The organism is Nitrosomonas mobilis (assembly GCF_900103035.1).
Classification (GTDB): Bacteria; Pseudomonadota; Gammaproteobacteria; order Burkholderiales; family Nitrosomonadaceae; genus Nitrosomonas; species Nitrosomonas mobilis.
In genome coordinates this window covers 57,356-82,841 of record NZ_FMWO01000020.1, presented here as the reverse complement: position 1 = coordinate 82,841, position 25,486 = coordinate 57,356, and the positions used below count along the sequence as shown (strand labels likewise).

21 protein-coding genes are annotated in these 25,486 nt (G+C 47.9%); 8 read left to right on the top strand and 13 right to left on the bottom strand.

The window, feature by feature from the left end; translation table 11 throughout:
* The first annotated feature begins 32 nt into the window (after positions 1-32).
* Together mltG and NSMM_RS01045 are read left to right on the top strand one after the other, a co-directional pair.
* On the top strand, positions 33-1,082 hold the full coding sequence (mltG, locus tag NSMM_RS01050) for an endolytic transglycosylase MltG (protein ID WP_090283740.1): 1,050 nt from the start codon (positions 33-35) through the stop codon (positions 1,080-1,082).
* Between the two features lie 8 nt (positions 1,083-1,090).
* A complete protein-coding gene (locus tag NSMM_RS01045; RefSeq protein WP_090283738.1) occupies positions 1,091-3,748 on the top strand; it encodes a glycosyltransferase family 39 protein in 2,658 nt (885 codons plus the stop codon).
* On the opposite strand, the gene NSMM_RS01040 is transcribed toward NSMM_RS01045, so the two are convergent.
* The 6 genes from NSMM_RS01040 to NSMM_RS01015 form a co-directional block, all read right to left on the bottom strand.
* Positions 3,716-4,516 (bottom strand): ZIP family metal transporter, encoded by an 801-nt coding sequence (locus tag NSMM_RS01040; protein ID WP_090283866.1) that lies wholly within the window; start codon positions 4,514-4,516, stop codon positions 3,716-3,718. The genes NSMM_RS01045 and NSMM_RS01040 overlap by 33 nt on opposite strands.
* A gap of 1 nt (position 4,517) precedes the next feature.
* Positions 4,518-5,285 carry a peptidoglycan editing factor PgeF gene (gene pgeF, locus NSMM_RS01035; protein WP_090283736.1) on the bottom strand — a complete coding sequence of 256 codons (768 nt, stop codon included), beginning with the start codon at positions 5,283-5,285 and terminating at the stop codon, positions 4,518-4,520.
* Positions 5,286-5,359: 74 nt separating this feature from the next.
* Entirely contained in the window at positions 5,360-6,547 is a 1,188-nt protein-coding gene (gene spt / locus NSMM_RS01030; protein ID WP_090283734.1) for a serine palmitoyltransferase, read from the bottom strand.
* Complete coding sequence (locus NSMM_RS01025) at positions 6,544-6,801, bottom strand: acyl carrier protein (protein WP_090283733.1); 258 nt, start codon at positions 6,799-6,801, stop codon at positions 6,544-6,546. The genes spt and NSMM_RS01025 overlap by 4 nt, the downstream gene beginning before the upstream one ends.
* A gap of 58 nt (positions 6,802-6,859) precedes the next feature.
* Complete coding sequence (locus NSMM_RS01020; RefSeq protein WP_090283731.1) at positions 6,860-7,783, bottom strand: NAD-dependent epimerase/dehydratase family protein; 924 nt, start codon at positions 7,781-7,783, stop codon at positions 6,860-6,862.
* A 25-nt stretch (positions 7,784-7,808) separates the two neighbouring features.
* Positions 7,809-9,632 carry a fatty acyl-AMP ligase gene (locus NSMM_RS01015; RefSeq protein WP_090283729.1) on the bottom strand — a complete coding sequence of 608 codons (1,824 nt, stop codon included), beginning with the start codon at positions 9,630-9,632 and terminating at the stop codon, positions 7,809-7,811.
* Positions 9,633-10,130: 498 nt separating this feature from the next.
* Between NSMM_RS01015 and NSMM_RS01010 the strand changes: the two genes are divergently transcribed.
* Entirely contained in the window at positions 10,131-11,102 is a 972-nt protein-coding gene (locus tag NSMM_RS01010) for a L,D-transpeptidase family protein (RefSeq protein WP_245654625.1), read from the top strand.
* 91 nt (positions 11,103-11,193) lie between these two features.
* On the opposite strand, the gene NSMM_RS01005 is transcribed toward NSMM_RS01010, so the two are convergent.
* From NSMM_RS01005 to NSMM_RS00995, 3 genes are all read right to left on the bottom strand, one after another.
* On the bottom strand, positions 11,194-11,472 hold the full coding sequence (locus tag NSMM_RS01005; protein ID WP_090283723.1) for an Lpp/OprI family alanine-zipper lipoprotein: 279 nt from the start codon (positions 11,470-11,472) through the stop codon (positions 11,194-11,196).
* A 142-nt stretch (positions 11,473-11,614) separates the two neighbouring features.
* Positions 11,615-12,490: a PA4780 family RIO1-like protein kinase gene (locus NSMM_RS01000; protein ID WP_090283721.1), complete on the bottom strand. Its 876-nt coding sequence runs from the start codon at positions 12,488-12,490 to the stop codon at positions 11,615-11,617.
* 71 nt (positions 12,491-12,561) lie between these two features.
* Positions 12,562-12,759 carry a hypothetical protein gene (locus tag NSMM_RS00995; protein ID WP_090283718.1) on the bottom strand — a complete coding sequence of 66 codons (198 nt, stop codon included), beginning with the start codon at positions 12,757-12,759 and terminating at the stop codon, positions 12,562-12,564.
* Positions 12,760-13,047: 288 nt separating this feature from the next.
* Between NSMM_RS00995 and NSMM_RS00990 the strand changes: the two genes are divergently transcribed.
* Positions 13,048-16,407, top strand: coding sequence for a mechanosensitive ion channel domain-containing protein (locus NSMM_RS00990; RefSeq protein ID WP_090283864.1), 3,360 nt, complete (start codon positions 13,048-13,050; stop codon positions 16,405-16,407).
* Between the two features lie 3 nt (positions 16,408-16,410).
* On the opposite strand, the gene dnaJ is transcribed toward NSMM_RS00990, so the two are convergent.
* The 4 genes from dnaJ to purB all read right to left on the bottom strand — a co-directional run bounded on the left by dnaJ (position 16,411) and on the right by purB (position 21,840).
* Positions 16,411-17,517, bottom strand: coding sequence for a molecular chaperone DnaJ (gene dnaJ, locus NSMM_RS00985; protein WP_090283716.1), 1,107 nt, complete (start codon positions 17,515-17,517; stop codon positions 16,411-16,413).
* Between the two features lie 216 nt (positions 17,518-17,733).
* Complete coding sequence (dnaK, locus tag NSMM_RS00980; RefSeq protein ID WP_090283714.1) at positions 17,734-19,674, bottom strand: molecular chaperone DnaK; 1,941 nt, start codon at positions 19,672-19,674, stop codon at positions 17,734-17,736.
* A 68-nt stretch (positions 19,675-19,742) separates the two neighbouring features.
* Complete coding sequence (grpE, locus tag NSMM_RS00975) at positions 19,743-20,345, bottom strand: nucleotide exchange factor GrpE (RefSeq protein WP_090283712.1); 603 nt, start codon at positions 20,343-20,345, stop codon at positions 19,743-19,745.
* 127 nt (positions 20,346-20,472) lie between these two features.
* Positions 20,473-21,840, bottom strand: a complete 1,368-nt coding sequence (purB, locus tag NSMM_RS00970) for an adenylosuccinate lyase (protein ID WP_090283711.1) — start codon at positions 21,838-21,840, stop codon at positions 20,473-20,475.
* A gap of 217 nt (positions 21,841-22,057) precedes the next feature.
* Between purB and NSMM_RS00965 the strand changes: the two genes are divergently transcribed.
* The 4 genes from NSMM_RS00965 to NSMM_RS00950 all read left to right on the top strand — a co-directional run bounded on the left by NSMM_RS00965 (position 22,058) and on the right by NSMM_RS00950 (position 25,458).
* A complete protein-coding gene (locus NSMM_RS00965; RefSeq protein WP_090283709.1) occupies positions 22,058-22,666 on the top strand; it encodes a glutathione S-transferase in 609 nt (202 codons plus the stop codon).
* Between the two features lie 163 nt (positions 22,667-22,829).
* A complete protein-coding gene (locus NSMM_RS00960) occupies positions 22,830-23,687 on the top strand; it encodes an alpha/beta fold hydrolase (RefSeq protein ID WP_090283707.1) in 858 nt (285 codons plus the stop codon).
* A gap of 500 nt (positions 23,688-24,187) precedes the next feature.
* Positions 24,188-25,006 carry a flagellin domain-containing protein gene (locus NSMM_RS00955; RefSeq protein WP_090283704.1) on the top strand — a complete coding sequence of 273 codons (819 nt, stop codon included), beginning with the start codon at positions 24,188-24,190 and terminating at the stop codon, positions 25,004-25,006.
* A 77-nt stretch (positions 25,007-25,083) separates the two neighbouring features.
* A complete protein-coding gene (locus tag NSMM_RS00950) occupies positions 25,084-25,458 on the top strand; it encodes a flagellar protein FlaG (RefSeq protein ID WP_090283702.1) in 375 nt (124 codons plus the stop codon).
* Positions 25,459-25,486: the final 28 nt, after the last annotated feature.

Below are 25,486 nucleotides of genomic sequence, written 5' to 3'. Positions count from 1 at the left end.
CTGCCTGAATTGAATGTTTCTGGTAAGTAATCATGTCAAACCCTGGCCGCCTGAGGCAATCACTGAAGCTTGTCGTACTGACGGTTCTGGCTGGAAGTTTGCTGTTATCCGCCTGGACATACTCCTTACTCACTACACCCACAAAAGATTTTCCCGTTCCACATGAATTTTCTATTCCCCCTGGCAGCAGCTTACGACAAATAGCCAGCAAGTTATCCTCAGCCGGGATGCTGCCGAATGACTGGTCATTTTTAATGCTGGCTTATCTCATGGGACAGCATACCGCGATTAAGGCCGGTAATTTTGAGCTGACCGAACCTCTTTCACCAATGGAACTACTGAATTTTCTAATTCAGGGAAGAATCAAACAATATCAAATCACTTTCATTGAAGGACGGACATTTGCCCAATGGAGACAAACGCTGAATGAACATCCTGCTATTCGGCATGATTCGCTACAGCTCGACGAGCAAAAAATATTACGACTGATCGAGGCAAATGCCCCTGGTGCCGAAGGACTATTTTTCCCAGACACCTATTTTTTTAAAAAAAATGATAGTGACATCGCAATATTGAAACGTGCCTATCACATCATGCAAGCTCATCTTGAAACAGCATGGCGGTTACGACAACCATCCCTACCTTTATCGAACCCTTATGAAGGGTTGGTTCTCGCTTCTATCATCGAAAAAGAAACTAGTGTTGCCCATGAACGCAATCTGATCGCAGGTGTATTCATCAATCGCCTACGCTTGGGCATGAGATTACAGACTGATCCGACCGTGATCTATGGGCTGGGGGATAAATTCGATGGCAATTTGCGCAAAATTGACCTACAGACCGATCACCCCTATAACACCTATACACGTACCGGGCTACCCCCCACGCCGATCGCTATGCCCAGTCTGGCTTCTATCCAGGCGGCATTCAACCCTGCGGATACCAAAGCAATTTATTTTGTCGCCAGAGGCGATGGCACCTCTTATTTCTCGACGACGCTGGCCGAACATAATCGCGCAGTTACTCAGTACCAGAAAACGCGTAATAACCGTTCCAGCAGTCAAAATCTTACAATAAACTGAATACCCACATGCAATTTTCCCTGATCATCCCCACGCTTAATGAAGCGGTTAATATTGATCCTCTCCTCACTAGTCTGTTTTCATTAAATTCAGTAGAAGCAGATTTTGAAGTCATTATTGTTGATGATGGTTCGACCGATGGTACCCAGACAAAAATCGCCCAATGGGCAACTACACGTAACGTAAAGCTCATTGAGCGACACGCTTCTCCTGATTTAACTGCTTCCATTCTAGAGGGTGTGCGCGCAGCAAGCCATGAAGTCATTGCAGTCATGGATGCAGACCTGAGCCATCCGCCCGAGCAGCTGATCAATCTGGTGCAGCCAGTAATGGACGGCAGTCACGATATCGTGATCGGCAGCCGCTACGTAACTGGTGGAAGTACTGAAAACTGGCCTTTTTATCGCCGCTGGCTGTCACGTGCTGGCGGCTGGCTCGCACGTGTCATCTGTGACGTTAATGATGCCACTTCTGGTTTTTTTGCCTTTCGCAAAGAACTGGTGCAATACATACCAGAAAAGGCACATGGCTACAAAATCCTGCTGGAACTGATTATGTCGGGTCAAGGAAAGTTGCGCATCAAGGAAATTCCCATCTGCTTTCGTGACCGTACACGTGGCAGTTCGAAATTATCCTTCGGGCACAACCTGATTTACTTGCAGCGACTGATCACCCTGGCGGGTGGCACCGCCTCAGTGCATACCGCCAGCCGTTTTGCTTTTGTTGGGTTTCTGGGTGTATTTGTTGATGTGCTGATTTTTCAGCTTTTGATTTCTCAGGGTATCGGGCTGGCTCTGGCACACATGAGCAGTTTCGTTGCAGCCGCTACTTTTAACTACACGCTGAATTCCAAGTGGTCTTTCCGCATACATCACGATGGTCAGTTACGCTGGAAAACATTTCTGCGTTTCCTGACAATCGGTCTATTTTCCTTGCTACTACGCGGTGGCGTGCTCGCCTGGTTGATTTATACCTGGAATATACCTGTTGGTTGGGCTATTTTTCCAGCGATTGTTATCGCAGCACTAGTGAATTACCTGGGGTCGGCATTTTACGTCTTTCCACGCACAGGCCCGGCTGCCCCGCCGGATATACGCTGGCGAACAGCAGCTGTAGGAGTTATCGGCTTTGCCATTCTGTTGCGGTTTGTCTATCTGGGTGTCGCCCAGCTTATTCCAGATGAAGCCTACTATTGGCAATATGCGCAGCACATGGGCTTGAGTTTCTACGATCATCCTCCCATGGTGGCGTGGCTGATCTGGCTCGGTACTGCGCTCTTCGGCCAGAATGAGTTTGGTGTGCGAATAGGTGCTTTTATCTGCGGACTGATTGCCATTGCCTATCTGTACGCATTTGCACGCAACCTTTATGATAAACCCACTGCCATGTGCGCAACCATGCTGTTTGTGGTTGTACCTTTCGGGTTTGTAAGCGGGCTCGCCATGCTTCCGGATGCACCATTGATCGCTGCCTGGATAGCCACTCTCTATTACCTTGAACGTGCGCTGCTAGCCAATAAAAATCTCGCCTGGATTGGTGCTGGAATTGCCTTTGGGTTGGGGATACTATCCAAATACACACTTGGATTGCTGGGTTTTGCAGTACTGGCATTTGTTTTGCTCGACCCCGTCTCGCGCCGCTGGCTGGGCCGCCCTCACCCCTATCTTGCTACAGCAATCGCGCTACTCATGTTCTCTCCGGTCATCATCTGGAACATGGAACATGAGTGGGTATCTTTTCTGTTCCAAACAGGCAGAATCAGCGGTGACCAAGATGGCTTCTCCACACACAAACTGATTGCGTACATTGCCGTTATACTGACACCAGTAGGATTTCTAGCTGCCATACTGGCACTCTATTCAGTTTTATCTAAATCAGACAAGAAACCAGAATTCGCCCGCAAAAACCTGTTTGTTGGCATTTTTACCGGCATCCCGCTGTTAATTTTCCTGGTCCTGAGCACTTATGATACGCCACGTTTTCACTGGAACAGCCCACTCTGGCTTGCGCTACTGCCAACTATGGCCTGGATAATGGGGCAGCAAGACCTCTTCAGGAAAGCTTCCACGCGCCTGCGCGCCGCCTGGCAACCGACTATCGTCATTTCACTGATGGCCTATGCCTTTGTGCTGCACTATGCCACGCTCGGCATACCGGGTCTTCCCTATCAATTTCTAAATGAGCACTATTTCTGGAAGGAAACTACCGCTGAAATCGAAAAGATTGCTGATGAGATTAAACAGCAGACAGGTGAAATGCCCGTTATTATCGGACTGAGCAAATGGTCAATTGCAAGCGCACTAACATTCTACAGCCACCATCCGCTTACTGCGGATATTCGTTCGCGCAATGTATTTGGTGAACCCGCAGTTATGTACGATTACTGGCAAGCATCAGGCGAACCGATTCACCGTCCGATTCTTATGGTTGGCATGAGAAAACGAGCCTTTGATGAACTTACCCAGCAAAACGATAGCCCCGAAGCCAGCCTCATCGCTCCTGGTGAAATCAACTCGCGTATTATCTATCGCTACGATGGCACACCTTTACGCAAGGTTTATTATCGTATTGCACAAGGCTATCTTGGTAATTCCACCACAAGGCAATTATCGGATCTGCAGAATACGGCCAAATCAGTGATTATGCCCAAAATAAGCGCCGACTAGCCACACTGTGCCAATACCCAACACGATGAGTATTACTTGCTGAATCGTCGCACCGATTTCCGGGCGCTTATGCAGACTGGGAATGAGATCGGCCATGGCGACATATGTCATGCTCGCAGCCGCAAGTGCCAGTATGGGTGCTATTAGATGATCGAGTTGATTAAGCATAAAATAGGCCAACACACCTCCTAATACCGTTGCCACACCGGATAACAGATTGAACCAAAGTGCGCGCGCGCGCGAGAAGCCGGAATTGAGCAATATAATAAAATCTCCTGCTTCTTGAGGTATTTCGTGGGCAGTAATTGCAATTGCAGTAATAATTCCCAGCTGGATATCTGCCATAAAAGCCGCCGCGATTAGTATGCCGTCCACAAAGTTATGGAACGTATCTCCCAGCACAATCATCATGCCGCTACGGCCATGATCATGGTTAACGACTACTGATGTAGTAATCTCAGCTGCCGGTTCATGCACCTCACATTCACCCAGATGGCAATGACGCCATATCAGCAGTTTTTCCAGTATAAAGAAAACGAGAATACCGCATAGCATTATCAGGGTTAACTGCCTGGGTTCAGCTGACAGTTCCAGCGCTTCGGGCAACGCATTAAGAAAAGCAGCGCCCAGGAGCGCACCAATCGCATAGGAAACCAGTATCGAAATCCAAGTATTGCTCCGTGCGTTTAGCGTCAGCAATGCGGCGAGTCCAATGCTCAGCAATGCACCCAGCACACTGGATAATATGATCCAGGTCAATACGGACATATTATCCATTCGATGATCCCGGCGTCATCCACAGCAGAGCCGCCATTCTCCCGGTTGGTCCGTCGCGGCGATAAGAATAAAATCGATCAACGTCACTAAAAGTACATAATTCACCACCAGACACTTGATCGACACCTACCTTCGCGAGACGCTGGCGCGCCAGTTGAAAGAGGTCTGCGTAATACTTTCCATGTTTACCAGTTTCGGTAAACGCATTTGCTGATTGACTATCTGACTGGATAAAAATAGATCTGACCTCTTTGCCAACCTCAAAATATTGAGGGCCAATCGCCGGCCCAAGCCAAGCAATGATCTGTTTACTTTTTGAATGCTGCCGCATCGCTCGAATCGTATTTTCAATAATACCACTTGCCAGTCCTCGCCATCCGGCATGGGCAATAGCAACGACGCTGCCAGCTTCATCACATAAAAAAACCGGCAAACAATCTGCCACCAGAATGGCACAGACAACCCCGTTATGCCTACTGATAGCCGCGTCTCCTTCAGGTCTGCCATCGCTGCTTATGGTATCCACCCATACCGGCCTATTTTTATGAACTTGAGTCAACCAGCGAGGCTCTTGAGGCAAGTATTGGCATAACTGCGCACGATTTTTCTGAACGACATCCGGATCATCGCCAACATGATCACCCAGATTGAATCCGCCATAGATACTGTATGAATCACGGTTGATTCCTCCCTTGCAGGTCGTAAATAATGCCTTGATATTATGCGGTGCAGGCCATACCGGGATAATCCAATCCATCATTGGTTTCACAGTACTACAGGAGAAAAAAGTCGAATTAGCAAATACAGTTTTATAGGCTTCGACAACACCGCCGACTACTGCAATGTTAGCGGATAAAGGTCTGCAAACACACTACATACTCGATCTATTTGTTCTGGCGTATGTGCTGCGCTGATGCTGCAGCGAATCAGAGAACTTCCTGCCGGAGCCGCTGGTGGAAGAACCAGATTTACATATATCCCTTGCTCCATCAGGGCATTCCACAACATTAACGCCTGCTGTGGACTGTTCAGAATAACCGCAACAATGGGCCCTGGTTGCGGACCCAGTTTATAACCACTTTTCCCAAGACTCGAGTATAGTCGATGAGCATTTTTCCAAAGCCGCTCTCGCAGAAAACACCCATTTTTTAACAAATTTAATGCCGCACGCGTCGATGCAATCGTCGCTGGTGAAGGGGATGCAGTAAAAATATAGGAATGACTAACATAGCGCAACTGCTCAAGTTGAGCATGGTTACTGACACAGTAACCGCCAATACCACACAGACTTTTGCTAAACGTACCGGTAATAAAATCAACTTCCTTGAGCAGTCCTGTCATTTCTACCAAACCTTGGCCCGTCTCACCCAGCACACCTAGGGAATGAGCCTCATCAATCAACAAAGTTGCGCCATAAGTATTTTTCAGTTGCACAATGTCAGCCAACGGCGCCTGATCACCCAGCATGCTATAGATGCCTTCCACAATGATCAATGTATTCTGGCAGCGACCCCCAAGACGGCGCAGACGCTTTTCCAGATCAGCCGCATCATTATGACGAAAACGGATGATGTCCGCACCACTCAGTACGCAGCCATCATAAATGCTGGCATGTGCATCTCCATCGATGAGCACCACGTCTCCCTGACCAACCAACCCCGAAATTGTGCCCAGATTTGCCTGAAATCCGGTCGTAAACACAATGCAGGAGCGGCAATTATAGAATGCCGCAAACTCACTTTCCAAAGCACGGTGACCAAGATAGTTGCCATTTGCCATACGTGAACCGGTCGTTCCAGTACCTTCCTGATCAATCGCCAGATGGGCTGCTTGTCTGCATTCATCAGCAAAACTCAAACCCAGGTAATTATTGGTTCCGAGCATCAAAACAGTGCGCCCGCCAATCCTTGCCTCGGTCGCAGACAAGGTCTCCTCGATTGGGATGCCAAAGGCACCCAGCCCCTCTGGTAATTGCGCCTTTCTCAAGGCAGCGGCAGCATCCAATTTCTCGAGCAGGTTCATTTTGATGCGCTTTTAATTTTATAAATCAGATTGGCTAAGTCCTGGACTGTCAGCACATCCACGAGTGTATTGAGTGGCACTGAAATATCAAAATAATCTTCTATTTCCATTACCAGATTCAATAATTTGACTGAATCGATAGCAAGCTGTGTAATGAGATTGGTTTCAGCAGAGATAACCATTTCGTTCTCGGCAAAACTCGCCAATTGCTCACAGAGCATCTCGGCAATTTGTGCTTGAGTTATTTCGGGCATAGCGGGATCAATTTCGGGATAAAGTGAATTCGGATGAGAAATCCATATTCCTGATAAATCAGGATTGGATCAGTACAGGTAAAGCAATATCTAACTGTATCTCGGGGTACCAGTTCTGCAATACTTTTTGCAGTGCAGTAATATCGCAAGTCCAGTCAGGATATTGAAGCTCCTGAACCTTGCCTGGAGTCAGCATGGGCGCATATCCCAGAACAGATGCCAGCCACAAATTCAGTTTCGCCAGTGACGACAACCCTTTCAAAGGGATACGCACATAACGAACCTTTCTTTTCAGTACCTGCTCTGCAATTGATGCGATCATGGCATAATCATAGCCGCCTGGTGTGCCATCATCGATTTCATAAACACCTGAAATAGGCGGTCCACTGTCCAGCCAGCAAAGCACCGCTTCTACCAGATCGTTAACATGCACCAATCCGAAGCGATTGGTGGCAGGACTAAGAACAGGCAGTACACCATAACGCATTGCTTGCAGCAGAGGAGTCAACGCTTTATCACCCGGGCCATAAACTGCCGCTGGTCGAAAAATAGTTACCGCCAACCGATCATCAACCATTGATAGTAATTGTTCGGCATCATATTTGCTTTTCGCATACCACGATAGCTGTGGCTGTCTCGCAGCTAACGAAGAAATATAAAGCAATCTGGAACACGAATTGGTCTTGGTGATCGCTTGCAAAATGTGTTTGGTGCCAACAACATTACTGGATAAAAAACTGTTCCAAGAATTTCCTTTAACTGCACCGGCACAGTGAATTACCGTATCGGCACTGGCCACCAAATTTTTCAGTTTTTCGATACAACTCAAATCACCAACAATCCATTCAACAGCTGAATGAGAAAATGGAACAGAAGACTGCCGAGTAAGTGCCCTAACTTTCCAACCCTTACCAACGAGCTGTTTCAACAACTGCTGCCCAATAAACCCAGTTGCACCCGTTACCGCAACAAGGCGAGTCATGAAAAGCGGGCAGAATTAAAAATTTCTATTGAACAGCTGTTTTACTAGATAATTTTTCAAAATTATTACGTTGTAAAAAACCTTGGCGTGCAGCAAATCGAGATAATTTTCCTGATGATGTTCTTGGCAAAGTATGAGGATGAACAAGCTCCACTAAACAATTGACTCCAAAAGCCATGTAAATCACTTGCTGTAAGCGATTGATCAGTAGTTGGCGGTCATCAGCAGAAGATAATCTGCTCTCTACCACCAGTACTACCGAAGTCGAGCCATTCTCATCGCTGATCCCAAAAGCAGAAGCCTCACGAGTTCTGACTTCTGGTTGTTGTTCAGCCAGTTCTTCCACATCTTGTGCTCGGATATTTCTACCATTGACGATAATGACATCCGTGCGTCGTCCGGTAACATACAAGTCACCTTCATGAAGAAAGCCAATATCACCCGTATCAAGCCAACCGCCTGCTTTAACCACCTTCGCAGTTTCAACTGAATTATTAAAATAACCTGTCATGACACTACTGCCCTTAACCAAAATACTACCAACCATCATGGGAGGGAGTTCATCACCATTTTCACCGATTATTTTAATTTTATGCTCAGCCAATGGACGTCCGCAATTCACAAACTCATTGAATTTTCGCCCATCCGCCTGAACCTGGACTGCTACTTTCCTTTCAATCAACGTCTTTGTATCGACACACAGGCTTCGAGCGCCTTGACCAACGCCTGGAAAAGAAACCGCCAGGGTTGATTCTGCCAAGCCATAGCAAGGCAAAAAAGCACTCTCATTAAATCCCGCTGAGGCAAACTTTGCTGCAAAGTTTTTTAGAACATCAATACGAATCATTTCCGCACCCACACCCGCTGCGCGCCAGCAGCTCAAATCAAGCTCCTGAAGATCAGATTCCCGCGCACGCATCATGCAAAGTTTCAAACCGAACGGCTGACTGAAGGCTATCGTGCAACGGTTGCGACTAATTAGTCTAAGCCATTGCAGGGGGCGAATGGCAAAATCACGTGTTGCCAGATAATCCACGGATAACTGCGCAGCCAGTGGCGCCATCACCAGACCAACCAGACCCATATCGTGGTAAAAAGGAAGCCATGAGGCACACCGATCACCCTCTCTGATATCCAGGCCATCGCAGACAATACCACGCAAGTTGCTCATCAAGGCACGTTCCGTGATCACTACGCCGCGTGGCAAGCGTGTGCTGCCAGAAGTAAACTGCAGATAAGCGGTCTCATTCGGCGTGTTTGCAGACTGCTCTACGTCTATTTCTGGTAACTGTTCCAGCTGTTGAGGCGTACCGCACCATTTGAATTCAGCATTGCGCAGACCAGCCGTTGCTTCCTCCAAAAAGCCTACGAAATCGAGCTCGGCCAAAGCCAGACTTGCCTGACTGCTTTCCAACATGCCTCGGAGTTGCTGTACATAAATCGCATGACTACCTAAATTAACTGGCACCGGCATGGCAAATGGCACTAATCCAGCATAACGACATGCAAAAAATAGTTCTACAAAAGCCGGTGTCGTATCTGCAATCAGCGCCACCCTGCTGTGACGAGGCAAACCGAATCCGGCTAGTTTTTTGGCAACTGTCAATGCACGTTCACGCAGAAACTTGTAAGGGATTACCGATTTCAGATTGCCCTTGGAATCATAAAAATTATAGCCAGTCTCTCCCTGTGCAGCGTACTCAAGGGCCTCGATCAAAGTGCTGAAATCCGCCTTGCGCCGAATCAGTCTGTTTGTGGTAGGCGTGGCGGTTAATGGCTTTGATGCGGAGAGCAGAGAATCGGCCTCTTCTTTTAATGGCGTAACCAACTTAGTAATTGTCGAGCTCAAAATCTTCCCCTAGTAGTATTCTGGTCAACTTGTTTAACAGGACGACGGCGCTCAATTTTGAGATAGTCACTGATCTGTCGATATTTGCATGCAAAGACAAATCCACTCGTATTGCCTGAAGAGAACAAGTGTGTCATATTTGGTAATAAATGCTTGGACGCGAGCTTATATAAGCACGGTTTTGCTGTCAAGCAATGACAGGCCCAGTGTTGTTATATTGCCACAGTTTTAATCAATTGATTATAGAAACCACCAATCCACAGCCAGCATCAAGTAACCATGGTATCACTATCACTATCGGTCGTGAATCAGATGTGGACTTGTTAGCGGTTTTTCGTAACTTGCGGGAATGTAAAAAATATCAAATCGCAGGGTCCAGCGTAAATGTAAACGTATGCTCGAGAAAACATGTGCCTACGGAAATCTCTCCTTGCTAAAATCAAGTTTCAAACTACCTATCACGCGATAGAATCGATCCAATTCCAATATATGCAAATGATGAAACCAGTCGTCACCCTCCTGATATTACTACTCAAGCTTATTTTAATACTTACCCCACTCCATGCACTAGCTAAAAACTGGATACTTCCTCCGAACGATGTGGATATTTTTGGAGAAATCCAAATCACTGCGGCTAATCATGAGGAAACATTACTCGATATTGCACGCCATCACGAAATTGGACAGGATGAAATACTACTGGCCAATCCCAATGTTAATCGCTGGTTACCGGAACAAGGTGCAGAAGTAGTAATACCTTCCCGCTATATTCTCCCCCAGGCACCGAGATCCGGACTGGTCATCAACCTACCGGAGATGCGTCTTTACTATTTCCCCAAAGCAATCAAAGATAATAAACCCAGAATTATTACCTACCCCGTTAGTATCGGCAGAATGGACTGGAAAACGCCTCTCGGGAAAACCACTATTATCAGAAAACAAAAAGACCCAACATGGACTCCCCCCCAATCTCTCAGAAATGAGGCAATGGCAAACGAGGGAAAGATATTGCCAGCTGTCGTACCTGCTGGCCCCGACAACCCACTTGGTCGCTACGCTTTATACCTTGGTTTACCCGGATATCTCATTCACAGCACGAACAAACCATTTGGTGTCGGTATGCGGGTCACTCACGGCTGTATACGCATGTACCCGGAAAATATAGAAGAATTATTTGCAATCATTCCTGTCAGCACGCCAGTATATATTGTCAATCAACCAATCAAGCTTGGCTGGCTTGAAAAAAATCTGTATATTGAGCTACACCCGCCTCTGGAAGAGGATTCGACTGATGCCGATCCCACTTTGTACATACAGGAAGCTTATGCTGCTGTTCAGTCTTTCTTACAAAAAACAGGAGGGCTTCCTGATGAGGAATCAATTCCCAGCATTCAAATTGATCAAACAGCGCTTGATGAGGCCATCGAAAGAATGGATGGCATTCCAACACTTATTTCAATAGAACAATAATAGTTACGCCCAGTCTCAAACCATTTTTACTTCGGTACCGTCGACACCGGAAAAGTGTGTCTGATACCGAAGCGCTGTCTATCAAATAATATTATTTATGCATGGCGCGCTTGAACATACGATCAATTTTTGTTTCGGTATCGATTGACCGCGCATTTGCCTCATTAGCCTTATCCATGGCGCGGTTTGCCGTATCATTGGCATTATTCGCTGCTGCACGCGCAGCGGCGGCATCTGACTGTGATTGAGAAACCCCAGCTTCAAGCTCAGCCATGCGAGATTTAAGCGAGTTAAACTCATCTGTCGTAGCACAACCAGACAGCACCATAATCCCCACTGCTAGTAAACCAAAAACATTAATACGTAACATGGTTACCTCCTTTACAAAATAAATAAAAATAGTGAGTTATATTTAACTACATTTCCTGTTTTTTGCAAAGAGAATTAACACGTCCACATATTAATCCCCTAATCAAACTGCCCCCCACCCAAGCGGAAAGTCAAAACGTTTATCAAGAACACTGCCATCTCCGCTCGCTAGTCCACCGTTCGCTTTTGTAGCGCCGCCATGCAGTTTCTTTTTTTATGGCGATATTAATAGCACTCAATACCACATCCAGATTAACCGGTTTACGACACAGTTCAATTTGCCCGGTCAGATTAACGTTCAGATGTAGCTTACCTGTTTGATACAGTGACCAGATTTCACTGCCATAGTCCGTATAGGCAAGCTCGGGTGCAAATTTTCCAAGAAAGGCAGCAATATTTTTCACGTCTCTTTTCAGGATTGCCTCTGCACTATTGTTGTACGCGGCATGAACAGCCTGTGGAAAATCGATGATAACCGGACCGGTGTTACCAATCAGTACGTTATATTCGGAGAGATCGCCATGCACGATACCGCTGCAGAGCATACGAACCACCTGCTGAATGAGAAAACCGTGATAGATCCTGGCTTGATCTGCTGTCAACTCCAGCTGATTTAATCTCGGCGCAACACTGCCATTGCTGTCCACGATCAACTCCATCAACAGCACCCCTTCAAAAAAGTTGTAAAATTTTGGGATAACCACGTTGGCCGTTGTCAACCGGCCCAGTGTATCCACCTCCACGCTGTGCCAGGCATCATCCCGAATGGTTTTCACAAAATTACTGCTGCTGCGCACAAAACGGGAGCGACGACGGCTGTTAATCTCCCGTCCTTCCAGATAGCAGGAATTCTGCCGAAAATTTCGCTTCTGTTTTTCCTTGTATACTTTGGCACAGCGGTACTCTTCCCCGCATTTCACAACATAAAGCATCGCCTCCTTGCCACTCATGATTTCGCAGACAACCGAGTCAATCAGCCCTTCTTCGATCAGCGGTTCCATTCTGCTAGGTGTTTTCATAGTCTTCAATCTCCTGTTAGCTGGGTCACTAATTTATCGAATCAGAAACGTGCCACTTCGCAGTTACGAAATCAATACCGCGAAAATCTGGCTGTTTTACTGCGATGCCACTGTGCATCGGGCAGTGATGACTCTTGCGTCCTGACGGTTACTTTATCTGGATCGGCCTGCTTTTCCACGCTATGTGAGGACAGGTTTCTACGAGCAAGCGAGTCAAGATAATGTTTTTTAACCTCTTGTAATGTTTTATCAGTCGATAGGAAAATCATTGCGTGAACTCCTTTAGAAAGATCATCACGGCACTCCTTATCCGGGATGTGAAACACATTGTAAAGAGGAAAATATGATTTTGGAATGTGACAAATTGTCGCGCGACAATTTGTCACATCTTGATTTTAAGCCCCAACACCCATTACTCATTCAATGAAAACCACGTCTAACTTGCACATTGGCGCATGATAGCCGACAGATATAATACGGCGACACCGCTACACTCACGTGACATTCATTATTTGATACATGTCACTTCACCACATAACACCAACAAATTGAAACATATGAATAAATTTTTGTTTATTGCCGTCATGTCGCTATTAACCCTGCTGACAATGACCAATATCACAATGTGTCATGCAAACAAACTCGACGATAAACTCCAGGCAATGCAGGCAAAACTTGGTGCACTAGGTGAAGTTAATCCTGAAGAAACACCACAAAAAAAACGGTTGCGCGAAATATTCAGCGAACATCTGCAGATACTCCGTGATCATCAGGATTATCTTGATAAAACGGCCAATTATTCGCAACAACTGGAAAGCTATCCGCAGCAGATCGCCACACTAAGACAACATAAAATTCCATCAGAAGCAGGAATAACTTCCCGGCAATTAATCAAATCAACCTTAAACGAGCTAGAAAGACAACTGGTTACCGTTCAGGCAAGTCTCTCAGAGTTGAAAAATCAGCAACAAAAATCTATTTCGGATCAAGCACAGTTACGTCAACGCATGGACAGCATTCAGGAGGAGTTGGCTTCTATCCTCAATCAGCGTTCCGCGCTCAACGAAAGGCCGGCAGTTACCTCAAAGGATACCGACAAAAAAATACTAAATGCGCTTACTGGTCTGCGTGATGCTCAATTCCAGGCGTTAACCGACAAAACCAGAATGCTCGAGCTGGAAACGCTGATTCTTCCATATGCCGCAGAAATTATTTCCCTACAGGAAAAGCTGCTACTAATCCCGAAAATCGAGAACCTGTCTCAGCAAATGGAATTGCTAATCGGCGAAATCAACCTCAGACGCATGGCCGAGACTAGACAGGTAATTGAGCAATCCGAGCAATTTTCTGACGAAAAAATTCAGCATCACCCGGAATTGAAACAATTGGCTGCAGATAACAAATCACTGGCCCAGAAGTTAAATGATTACGCCAAACGCACTAAAGAGCTCACCAATCAGAGGGCTCACGATGAAAATCGTTTTGCGCTAATCGCACAAAGCCACATAGCGCTTCAACAGCGACTCGAACTTGGGGGAGAAGATACTGATCTGGGAACGCATATCAGAAAACAGTTCAAGAAAATCATGATCAAGCCGGATACATCACGAACAGAACGTGAGCTGAGCAATACGAAACTCGATCTATATCAACTGGAGCAGGAACGGTTGCAAATCATGGATAACATGAAAACCGTGCAACACTTTCTTAAAAATACGGAGATACCATCTGCCGACTCTGCCGAATACAAGGAACTGACCAATACCTTCCAGAAACTGAAACAATCACGCGAACAAGTCGTCGAGCAGTATGCTGATGTATTACAAGGCTATATTAAGGAACTCCAGCTCTATTTATCTATTCAGACTCAATTGACTGAAAAAATAGAACAGCATCAGGTCTTGCTGCGGGAAAATCTGCTGGTTACCCGCAGCGCCAAACCCGTAACACAGATAACACCGCAGGATTTTCACAATGCACTCGACTGGTTTGACTCACCCAAAACACAACGCAGTTTCACCAAAACAATCAGTTCTTCATGGCAGGAACTGGTGGCAATATTTAGCATCTATGCCCTGTTTTTCATCCTGTTCAGGTCGGTATACTGGCCAGCTTATTTGCGCTGGGAAGCAACTGGCAACAGTCTGCGCGGCAAGGTCAACCAGGACAGACTGATCTATCCATTTGGCATGTTGATGAATTGCATTGTGGTGGCCGGATATTTTTTCCTGCCATGGCAATTAGCCGTCACGATCATTCAGAATAACTCATCTTCAGAAATAGGGCATGCCATGGCCGCCAGTCTGCAGGTTGCCGCCGTTGCAATTTTCTGTTGGGCATTTTTACTGCTGCTGTTTCGTCCCAGCGGTCTACTCAGCCACCAGTTCAAATGCGATGAGAAACTCGTCAATAAAATGCGCCATGACATCAAACGGTTTGCTCCGTTTATCGTCGTACTTGTCGTCCTGATCGCCTTTATGGATGCGCTGGATGAAGATCAGGTGCGCAATATGCTTGGTCGGTTCGCCTTTGTACTGCTTTGCCTGCTCCTGGCGATATTCGCATCAAGCTGGATAGGATTTGGCCGCAAGGCCAAACAGTTTTACCAAGGTATGGTGTTCAATCCAGTGTTGAGTCCGAAATACTGGATGACCGCCCTGCTTCTGCTGCAAGGCTACATGATCACGATGGTGCTGATCGGATATTATTTTGCCGCAATCTACCAGTACATTCTGGTCTTCCAGTCACTGAGCTGGGTTACATTCTTCACCTTGCTGTATTACGTCAGTTCCCGTAGCCTGCTGATTGTCCAGCGGCAAATCGCATACAAGCGCGCCATCGAAAGAAGAGAAGAAATCCGCGCACAGCGCGCGCAACCGGACAAAAGCGAAGCAGACTGGATTGATGAAAATTATGTCGATGTCAAAACCATCAGCAGGCAATCCGCTACTTTACTGAAAATTGGCATCTGGGGATTACTGATCACCGCATTGCTAGGAATCTGGATCGATGTCCTGCCTGCTCTCAGTTTTCTTGAAAAAATCACGCTCTGGCAAACCTCTTCACAAATTGATGGGGAAATCGTCTCACAGTCCATTACGCTCAAAGCATTGCTGGTTGCATTGATCGTATTTGGTCTCGCAATCATTGCCGCGCATAATCTTCCCGGCACACTGGAATTGCTGGTTCTGCGTCACTTATCACTCAATACCGGCACGGGCTATGCCATCACCACCCTGCTGAGATATGTGATTGTAGTGGCAGGGGTTACCGCTACCTTTCAGACATTAGGTATGGAATGGTCGAGCATTCAATGGCTGGTGGCTGCCTTGGGAGTGGGCTTGGGATTTGGATTGCAGGAAATTTTTGCCAATTTTGTATCCGGTGTCATCCTGCTTTTTGAACGACCCATCCGCGTGGGCGATCTCGTAACGCTCAACACTACTACCGGAACCGTCAATAAAATCCATATTCGTGCAACCACGCTGATTGATTTCGATCGCAAGGAGATCGTGGTACCCAACAAGATATTCATCACACAGCAGTTGACTAACTGGTCATTGAGCGACCAGATAACACGTATTGTGTTACCAGTGGGGATCGCCTATGGCTCAGACTGCGAAACCGCCCGCAGGCTATTACTGGAAATTGCAAGCGAACATCCGATTGTATTGAAAGATCCGGAGCCTTCCGCTTATTTTGTGAATTTTGGTAATAGTTCGCTGAATTTCGAGTTAAGAGTATTTTGTGAACTGTTACAGGACAGACTAAAGTTGACCCATGAAATCAATATGGCAATCAATCACCGTTTTGCAGAAGCAGGCATCGATATCGCCTTCCCACAACTGGATGTACATTTATACAACCAGCCACGCAGGCAGGCGACAATTTTACCCCCTACCATTCAGCCAGGGTAAGCTTCACTCACTAAAAAACTCACGCGCCTTATCCATCCAGGACTTGGCGCGGGGATTGTGACGCGAGTCATCTTTCTGGCTGATTGCTTCAAATTCTTCCAGCAGTTCTTTCTGACGAGCAGTCAGGTTAACTGGTGTTTCCAGAGAAACATGGCATAGTAAATCACCGGTCACATGGTTACGCACACCAGTTATCCCCTTGCCACGCAAACGGAATATCTTGCCAGTCTGCGTACCAGGCGGAATTTTGATGCGCGCGTGGCCATCCAGCGTCGGTACTTCTATTTCACCCCCAAGCGCAGCTGTTGCAAAGCTGGTGGGAATTTCACAATGCAGATTATTGCCTTCCCGCTGAAAAACCGAGTGGCTGGCCAGATGAATCACCACATACAGATCACCAGGAGGACTGCCGGTAACACCCGCTTCACCTTCTCCCGACAAACGAATACTGTCTCCCTCATCCACGCCGGCGGGAATTTTGACGTTCAGCGTTTTATGGCGCTTGACACGGCCGGAGCCATGACAGTCACGACAAGGGTCAGTGATGATCTTGCCACCGCCATGACACTGCGGACAAGTCTGCTGAATGGAGAAGAACCCCTGTTGCATACGAATCTGGCCATGACCATTACATTTTGGACAGGTTTTAGGTGTCGATCCCGGTTTGGCCCCACTGCCACGGCATGTCTCGCAAGCATCCATTTTAGGGATACGGATTTTGGTCTCCGCCCCTCGCGCGGCTTGTTCCAGCGTTATTTCCAGGTTATAGCGCAGATCAGCACCACGTTGTGCGCCAGACTGCCCGCCTCGCATTCCGAAAAGATCCCCGAAAATATCGCTGAAAGCATCGCCAAATCCTTGCGCACCCGCCCCACCAGCCGCACCGTTCAAGCCAGCATGCCCAAACTGGTCGTAAGCTGCGCGTTTATTGCTGTCTGAAAGCACCTCGAAAGCCTCTTTGACTTCCTTGAAATGCTTTTCTGACTCGGCATTGCCAGCATTACGGTCTGGATGATATTTCATAGCCAGTTTCCGATAAGCTTTCTTCAGTTCATTTTCATCGGCATTACGATTGACGCCGAGTACCTCATAATAATCACGTTGAGTCATAACAATTCCTGCTGGCAAGCAACGAAAAGGGCAGCTCCACAGAACCGCCCTTGAGCTTCAATAAATTGCAACATAACAAATACAGATTGATTGGGTAAACACGATTCCCAGTCAAAACGTGGCACAAGCAAAATTAAAATGCAGGGATCAGGTGTATAGATGCCGCCCTCCCCCTGCAGTTTTATTGATGTGCCTGTTTCGTACTGACCGGTACTATTATTTTTTATCCTTGACTTCCTCAAATTCGGCGTCAACCACTTCACCTTCAACTGGCTTATCACCGGTTTTAGCATCTCCCGTACTTGCTCCTGTCTGCCCTGCATCACCCGATTGCGCTTGTTCCTGAGCGTATATTTTTTCAGCCAGTTTCTGGGAAGCCTCGGTCAGTGCCTGAGTTTTGGCATCGATTTCACTTTTGTCACTCGATTTAAGTGCTTCTTCAGCATCTTTCAAAGCGGTCTCGACTTTGGCCTTTTCATCACTTTCCAGCTTATCACCATATTCACTCAAGGATTTCCTGACCGAATGAATCATCGCATCGCACTGATTGCGGCTATTAACCAGTTCCAGGGTCTTTTTGTCTTCTTCTGCATGGGCCTCAGCATCCTTGACCATTTTATTGATTTCTTCTTCGGACAATCCAGAGCTTGCCTGAATCTTGATTTTGTTCTCCTTGCCCGTCGCTTTATCCTTAGCAGACACATGCAAAATACCGTTGGCATCGATATCGAAAGCCACTTCAATCTGCGGCATACCACGAGGTGCTGGCGGAATATCGGTCAAGTTGAATTGCCCTAGACTTTTATTGCCGGACGCCATCTCACGTTCACCTTGCAGCACGTGTATCGTCACGGCAGTCTGACTGTCGTCCGCAGTAGAAAAAACCTGCTGCGCCTTGGTCGGAATCGTGGTGTTTTTCTGGATTAACTTAGTCATCACGCCACCCAGAGTTTCAATACCGAGCGACAACGGCGTGACATCCAGCAACAACACATCCTTGACATCCCCTTGCAATACGCCACCCTGAACCGCAGCACCAATGGCTACTGCCTCATCCGGGTTAACATCCTTGCGCGGCTCTTTACCAAAGATTTCCTTGACTTTTTCCTGAACCTTCGGCATGCGCGTCTGCCCACCGACCAGAATCACATCGACGATATCCGAAACAGACAAACCGGCATCCTTGAGTGCAATTCGGCAAGGCTCGATCGTGCGCTCAATCAGTTCTTCGACCAGGCTCTCCAGCTTGGCGCGCGTAATCTTCACCGCCAGATGTTTTGGACCAGACGCATCGGCAGTAATATAAGGCAGGTTCACTTCCGTTTGCTGACTGGAGGATAGTTCAATTTTGGCTTTTTCCGCCGCATCCTTGAGTCGCTGCAACGCCAGCATGTCCTTTTTCAGATCAATACCGCTTTCTTTTTTGAATTCGGCTACCAGGTACTCGATGACGCGCGAATCAAAATCCTCACCACCCAGGAAAGTATCCCCATTCGTCGCCAACACCTCAAACTGGTGTTCACCCTCGATTTCCGCGATTTCAATGATGGAGACATCGAATGTGCCGCCACCCAGATCGTATACCGCAATCTTGCGATCACCTTCTTTTTTATCCAGCCCAAACGCTAATGCTGCGGCAGTAGGCTCATTAATAATACGCTTAACCTCAAGGCCCGCAATTCTTCCAGCATCCTTTGTAGCCTGCCGCTGAGAGTCATTAAAGTACGCCGGTACCGTAATGACGGCTTCCGTCACCGGTTCTCCCAAATAGTCCTCGGCAGTTTTTTTCATTTTCATTAATATCTGTGCCGACACTTCCTGTGGTGCAATTTTTTTGCCGCGAACTTCCACCCAGGCATCATTATTATCGGCCTGAATGATGCTGTAAGGCACCATGCTGACATCCTTCTGCACCATTTCCTCGTTAAAGCGACGTCCAATCAGCCGCTTGATAGCAAACAGTGTATTTTGCGGATTGGTCACCGCCTGACGCTTGGCCGAAGCACCCACCAGAATTTCACCATCTTCCGTATAAGCAACAATGGATGGCGTGGTACGCGTACCCTCAGCATTCTCAATCACCTTAGATTTGCCATTTTCCATCACCGCTACACATGAATTGGTGGTACCCAGATCTATCCCAATAATTTTTCCCATTGTTTTTTCCTTTAAAGTTTACTTTTGGTTATCAATAATGATTGTATGTGGGTGCTTTTCAAAGAATCTCAAGCCTCTTTCGCTTTCGCGACGGCAACCATGGCTGGCCGGATAACGCGATCGTGCAGCGCATAGCCTTTTTGCATGACCTGAACGATGGTATTGGGAGCAACATCTGATTCGATGGTACACATTGCCTGATGATGGTGAGGATCGAACTTCTCACCTTGCGGATTGATGACCTGAATATTGAATTTCTCAAAAATTGAAACCAGCTGCTTGCGTGTGAGCTCTATGCCATCCTTGAAGTTCTCGACTGTGGCATTCTCGGTCATAAGCGCCGCTTCCAGACTATCCATGACCGGAAGTAATTCCGCGGAGAATTTGTCAATGGCGTATTTATGAGCATTGGTAACATCCACCTGTGCCCGTTTTCGTAGATTTTCGGTTTCCGCTTTGGCACGCAGCCAGGCATCATGATGCTCCTCTGCCCTCAGTTCCGCCTCTCTCAAAAGCTGCTCGATTGATGGCATGGATTCCGCCTCACCCGCCGCTCCAGTGTGAATCATTTCATCACTGGAAAGCGGAGCCGTGCCCACTGTCGATGCTGTATCAGATTCCTCTACCAGTTTCTCTGTATCGATAGGCTCTTGATTATTCGATTCCTGCATAAATTTCCTCCAGTATGATCATGCTATATTGTGATCAAATAATTTTTTTCAACCCCTTTTTCTCGCCAGGTTGAAACTTTTTTAATGAATATAACTGTGAATTTTAATGGTGCTGCCCAGCCAGGTTTTAGATACGTTTGGCCAATTGGGCAGCCAATCCAATGTATGTTTGCGGGGAAAGCCGCAACAGGCGGTCTTTTTCAGCTTGCGGAATATCGAGCTGGCGGATGAAATTTTGCAATGTTTCCTGATTGATTTCGGTCTTGCCTCGGGTCAAATCTTTGAGTTGCTCGTAAGGATTGGCGATCCCATAACGGCGCATCATGCTCTGAATTGGTTCCGCCAGCACCTCCCAGGCATCCTGCAAATCCGCTGACAAGCGCGTCGGGTTGATTTCCAGTTTGCCCAGCCCCTTCAGGCAGGAATCATAGGCGAGCAAGGTATGCCCCAGTGCCACGCCCATATTGCGCAACACCGTCGAGTCGGTCAAATCCCGCTGCCAGCGTGAGACAGGCAATTTTTCTGCCAGATGATGCAGTAAGGCATTGGCGATACCGATATTACCCTCCGCATTTTCAAAATCAATCGGATTGACCTTGTGCGGCATGGTGGAAGAACCGACCTCACCGGCCCGGGTTTTCTGCCGGAAGTAACCCAGCGAAATATACCCCCAGATATCACGATTCAGGCCCAGTAAAATCGTGTTGATACGAGCATACGCATCGAACAGCTCGGCAAGACTGTCATGTGGCTCGATCTGAGTGGTATATGGATTGAAATCCAGACCCAAGCCTTCCACAAAATTTCGCGCAAAGGATTCCCAATCCACATCCGGACAGGTGGTCATGTGGGCATTATAGTTGCCGACCGCCCCATTGATTTTTCCTGAAAGGGCAACCTTTCCCAGACGTTCGCGCCCCTGGCGCAACCGATGCACAAAATTGGCAATCTCCTTGCCCATGGTCGTTGGGGTGGCTGGCTGTCCGTGCGTTCGCGCCAGCATGGGCGTATCGGCAAATTCCCTTGCCAGTACCGCAAGCTGATCGATAATCCGGTCAAGCGCGGGCAGCATCACCTCATCACGGCTATCGACAAGCATCAGTCCGTGGCAAAGATTGTTGATGTCTTCCGAAGTACAGGCAAAATGAATGTATTCAGAAAACGCGACAAGACCCGGCTGACTGGTGAACTGCTGTTTCAACCAATACTCGACTGCTTTAACATCATGATTGGTCTGCGCTTCAATCGCCTTGACGGCCTGCGCATCATCCAGAGAAAAATTTTCCAGCAGCCGGTCCAGTTCCAGCAACGATTCCACCGAAAAACCGGCTTCCTTTAAAAGAATCGAGTGACCCAACGCCTTGAACCATTCGATTTCGATGCGCACGCGGTAGCGAATCAACCCATACTCGCTGAAGTAGAAGCGCAGTCCTGCTACTTTCTGTTGATAACGACCATCCAGTGGAGAGAGTGCATAAAGCGGGGAAGTGTTCATTAACCAGGATATTCCCAATCCTTAATTGGATAAAAGGCGGTATTTTAGCACAGCACCCCTATTCACGGATGATGCTGCATTGTTGCTATGTGTGTTTCTACTTTGCGGAAAAACGGGCATTTCTATTTGGTGTTAACAATTTTTTTACAAGCGACATGGTACTGTGAAGAAATGTGGATTTTTGGAGGTGTCCCTATTGTTCGCAAAGGATTGACTTATGAAACTAATCGGCTCCTTGACCAGCCCCTATGTCCGAAAAGTACGCATTGTGCTTGCCGAGAAGAAAATCAACTCTGATTTCATCGTTGACCCGCCCTTTCACCCGGATAACCAGATAGCCAATATCAACCCTCTTGGTAAAGTGCCTGTACTGGTGCTGGACGATGGCGTATCTCTGCATGATTCGCGCGTCATTATTGAATATCTGGATAGTTTGCAGGATGATCCCCTGCTGATTCCGGCATCTGGCGCGCCAAGATTTGCCGTCAAGCGCTGGGAAGCCTTGGCCGACGGAATTGCGGATGCCAGCGCAACCATTTTTCTCGAACAAAAGCGCCCGCGGGTGCAGCAAAGCCCCGAATGGATCACGCGCCAGCAACGCAAAATCGATCTGGGGCTGCAGGCAACAGCGGCGGATCTAGGTGATCAGTCCTGGTGCACAGGCAAATCAATGACCCTGGCAGATATTGCCTTGGGTTGCGCGCTTGGTTATTTGTCTTTCCGTTTCCCTAAAAACCCGTGGCGCAATACCTACACCAATCTTGCTCACTTGGCTGACAAACTGGCTAAGCGGGAATCATTCAAACAAACCGTGCCGACAGACTAATTCTTCATAAGGGCGCCTCTAAAAATTCAGAGTTCTAAGCAAGACTAGGCGCGAGTAAAAAATGTTGACGCAGCATATAATTGATATGTAAGGAAACATTTTTTGTGAGCAACGAAGTATTACGACGAAATATGAATTTTTAGAGGTGCCCATAAGTGTTTATATGGAAATAACAGAGCACTGCACGGCAAGCGGCATGTTCTATCGTCGCCACGGCGATCAAGCTGGCCATGCCGCGCTGGTATTATGTCATGGCCTTGCCAGTAACAGCAGTCGCTGGCAGGAGCTTTGCGAACAGCTTGACTTACCACCCGGGTGGTGTGCGCTGGTGCCAGATCTGCGTGGCCACGGCAACTCAGCCTGGCAGGGGCAGATTGGTCACGCCCAGTGGTTAGCTGATCTGGAGCAAATGCTCACAGCAGAATCGATCCAGCATCATGTCATCAGCGGGCATTGTCTGGGGGCGAATCTGGCGTTGCAGTATGCCGTCAGACGACCATCTGGTTGTCTGGGCATGATCCTGATCGAGCCGATGTTACCGCAGGCACGGCAGGGTTATCTACGTGTACTCGGCAAGTTACGCTGGCTGCTGTTGGTGGTGGCTTTCCTGATCGTCATGGGCAACCGCATCGGTATTTACCGTCGCCAGTTGCCACGACTTGATCTCTATGAACTCGACCGCTTTACGCGTCAGGTCATGCAGACCGATCCCTCGAATAGTGCCTTACTGCAACGCTACGCTGCGCCATTGGATGATTTACGTTATATGCACAGTGCAGCGTATTTACAGGCGCTACACGCAACCTTGCAGCCCCTGCCCTCGTTCGATCATCTTAATCTCCCCTGCCTTGTCATGCTGTCATCCGGCGGCTTATTTGGTGATCCCGCGCTTACCCAGCGTGCATTGGAATGTTTGCCACAGGTTGAGATTCACCAACTCAACGCCCAGCACTGGCTTCCCACCGAGCAACCTGACGCCATGCGCCTGCTTATGCAGCGCTGGTTGAAATTGCGTGTGTAGATAGATATTACACATCGACCGGCGCCGTGAGCGCGACTTCCATTTTTATCGATTCGATCGCGATGAGAGGGTTGCGTCGCTTTTGACCGACCGCCCGGGTGTGACCAATAATTTCCAGACCGTGTTCGTCACATCGAAACAGACAGCGGCGGTCCCCGAAGGGGATACTCGCAAATATGGATTGTAGCGGTGCCCTAGAGGTGCCCCCTGGAGAGGCCTTTTGGAGCGGTCATTACAGAAGATCACAGCAGGCCATCAAGCCAGCGGGCTATCGATCGAATTGGCAGGGTTTTCCAGCGCATCTCTCCCTTTCAAAGCCGCATAGTTTTCTATCCAGGTTCATCAATTCACTAAATATTTCCCCCGGCTGTCCGATTACTGCTCTCAACAGTGACTCACTCATCGCCTCAATTAATCAGCAGGCCGAGTCAATGTGGACGTAAGCGGCACAAGCGCCGCATTTTACTTAAATAGTAATCAAACTCTGAAGGAGAAACACCATGGCACAAGTCATTAACACCAATATCGCGTCACTGAATGCGCAACGTAATCTCAGCAGCTCACAAAGCGCGTTGAATACCTCACTCGAACGGTTATCCTCCGGCCTGCGCATCAACAGCGCCAAGGATGATGCCGCTGGTCTGGCGATTTCTGAACGCATGACTGCGCAGATACGTGGACTGAATCAGGCAGCACGTAACGCCAACGACGGTATCTCGCTGGCACAGACCGCGGAAGGCGCGTTGAAGGAAATCGGCAACAACCTGCAACGGATCCGTGAACTGGCGGTGCAATCCGCCAATGCCACCAACAGTTCTACTGACCGTGCCGCACTGGATAAAGAAGTGACTGCCCTCAAAGCCGAAATCGACCGCGTATCTACAACAACTGCTTTTAATGGCGCCAAGTTATTGGATGGTAGTTTCAGCTCACAAAACTTTCAAGTGGGTGCGAATGCATCAGAAACCATTACATTCACTACTATTGCAAATTCTAATACCGCCACTTTAGGCGCATCCGGGGGTGTAAGTAGCGTTAGCGATGCCACTGCCCTAATCACTGCGGTTGATACCGCATTGCAGACTGTGAATGGAACACGGGCCGACCTGGGTGCGATACAAAACCGTTTTTCCTCGGTCGTTTCCAGCTTGCAGACCACGTCGGAAAATCTGTCTGCTTCCCGCAGTCGGATTCAGGATGCGGATTTCGCTGCGGAAACAGCTGCCTTGACCCGTGGGCAGATCCTGCAGCAGGCGGGCGTCGCGATGCTGGCGCAGGCCAATGCTTTGCCGAACAACGTCTTGTCCTTGTTGAGATAAGGCAGGGCTAACCCGTAATGTGGGGCGGCTTGCAGTGTCAGCCGCCCCAGTTTAGCGTCACCTAAAGGAGAATGAACATGATAATCAACTCAGCAGCAGGCACCAGTGAATTGGTGCAACCTACCCTGTTTTCCGGTGGCAGCAACCGGGTATCTGGCAACGAAGCCATCACTACAGAAAATAGTCTACCGACCAAAGCTGCCCCAGCAGTAAAAGCCGAGCCAGGCTCGCCTGAGAAGGTAGCAGATGCCGTTAAACAAATCGAGCAGTTCACGCAGTCTGTGGCACAGAACCTGAAGTTTTCCATCGATGAGGATACCGGCAAAACCGTGGTCAAAATCATGGATTCGCAGACCAATGAGCTGATTCGCCAGATTCCATCGGAAGAAGCGATCAACATCGCGCGCACGCTCGGCAAGATCGAGGGCGTACTGTTCAACGATCAGGCCTGATTCCACAATCAGCAACAGGACAGGAGAA

Excerpts from the sequence above, each read along its gene's own strand:
- mltG (WP_090283740.1), top strand. The coding sequence starts at position 33 with ATGTCAAACCCTGGCCGCCTGAGGCAATCACTGAAGCTTGTCGTACTG.
- NSMM_RS01045 (WP_090283738.1), top strand. The coding sequence starts at position 1,091 with ATGCAATTTTCCCTGATCATCCCCACGCTTAATGAAGCGGTTAATATT.
- NSMM_RS01040 (WP_090283866.1), bottom strand. The coding sequence starts at position 4,516 with ATGTCCGTATTGACCTGGATCATATTATCCAGTGTGCTGGGTGCATTG.
- pgeF (WP_090283736.1), bottom strand. The coding sequence starts at position 5,285 with ATGATGGATTGGATTATCCCGGTATGGCCTGCACCGCATAATATCAAG.
- spt (WP_090283734.1), bottom strand. The coding sequence starts at position 6,547 with ATGAACCTGCTCGAGAAATTGGATGCTGCCGCTGCCTTGAGAAAGGCG.
- NSMM_RS01025 (WP_090283733.1), bottom strand. The coding sequence starts at position 6,801 with ATGCCCGAAATAACTCAAGCACAAATTGCCGAGATGCTCTGTGAGCAA.
- NSMM_RS01020 (WP_090283731.1), bottom strand. The coding sequence starts at position 7,783 with ATGACTCGCCTTGTTGCGGTAACGGGTGCAACTGGGTTTATTGGGCAG.
- NSMM_RS01010 (WP_245654625.1), top strand. The coding sequence starts at position 10,131 with ATGAAACCAGTCGTCACCCTCCTGATATTACTACTCAAGCTTATTTTA.
- NSMM_RS01005 (WP_090283723.1), bottom strand. The coding sequence starts at position 11,472 with ATGTTACGTATTAATGTTTTTGGTTTACTAGCAGTGGGGATTATGGTG.
- NSMM_RS01000 (WP_090283721.1), bottom strand. The coding sequence starts at position 12,490 with ATGAAAACACCTAGCAGAATGGAACCGCTGATCGAAGAAGGGCTGATT.
- NSMM_RS00995 (WP_090283718.1), bottom strand. The coding sequence starts at position 12,759 with ATGATTTTCCTATCGACTGATAAAACATTACAAGAGGTTAAAAAACAT.
- NSMM_RS00990 (WP_090283864.1), top strand. The coding sequence starts at position 13,048 with ATGAATAAATTTTTGTTTATTGCCGTCATGTCGCTATTAACCCTGCTG.
- dnaJ (WP_090283716.1), bottom strand. The coding sequence starts at position 17,517 with ATGACTCAACGTGATTATTATGAGGTACTCGGCGTCAATCGTAATGCC.
- dnaK (WP_090283714.1), bottom strand. The coding sequence starts at position 19,674 with ATGGGAAAAATTATTGGGATAGATCTGGGTACCACCAATTCATGTGTA.
- grpE (WP_090283712.1), bottom strand. The coding sequence starts at position 20,345 with ATGCAGGAATCGAATAATCAAGAGCCTATCGATACAGAGAAACTGGTA.
- purB (WP_090283711.1), bottom strand. The coding sequence starts at position 21,840 with ATGAACACTTCCCCGCTTTATGCACTCTCTCCACTGGATGGTCGTTAT.
- NSMM_RS00965 (WP_090283709.1), top strand. The coding sequence starts at position 22,058 with ATGAAACTAATCGGCTCCTTGACCAGCCCCTATGTCCGAAAAGTACGC.
- NSMM_RS00960 (WP_090283707.1), top strand. The coding sequence starts at position 22,830 with ATGGAAATAACAGAGCACTGCACGGCAAGCGGCATGTTCTATCGTCGC.
- NSMM_RS00955 (WP_090283704.1), top strand. The coding sequence starts at position 24,188 with ATGGCACAAGTCATTAACACCAATATCGCGTCACTGAATGCGCAACGT.
- NSMM_RS00950 (WP_090283702.1), top strand. The coding sequence starts at position 25,084 with ATGATAATCAACTCAGCAGCAGGCACCAGTGAATTGGTGCAACCTACC.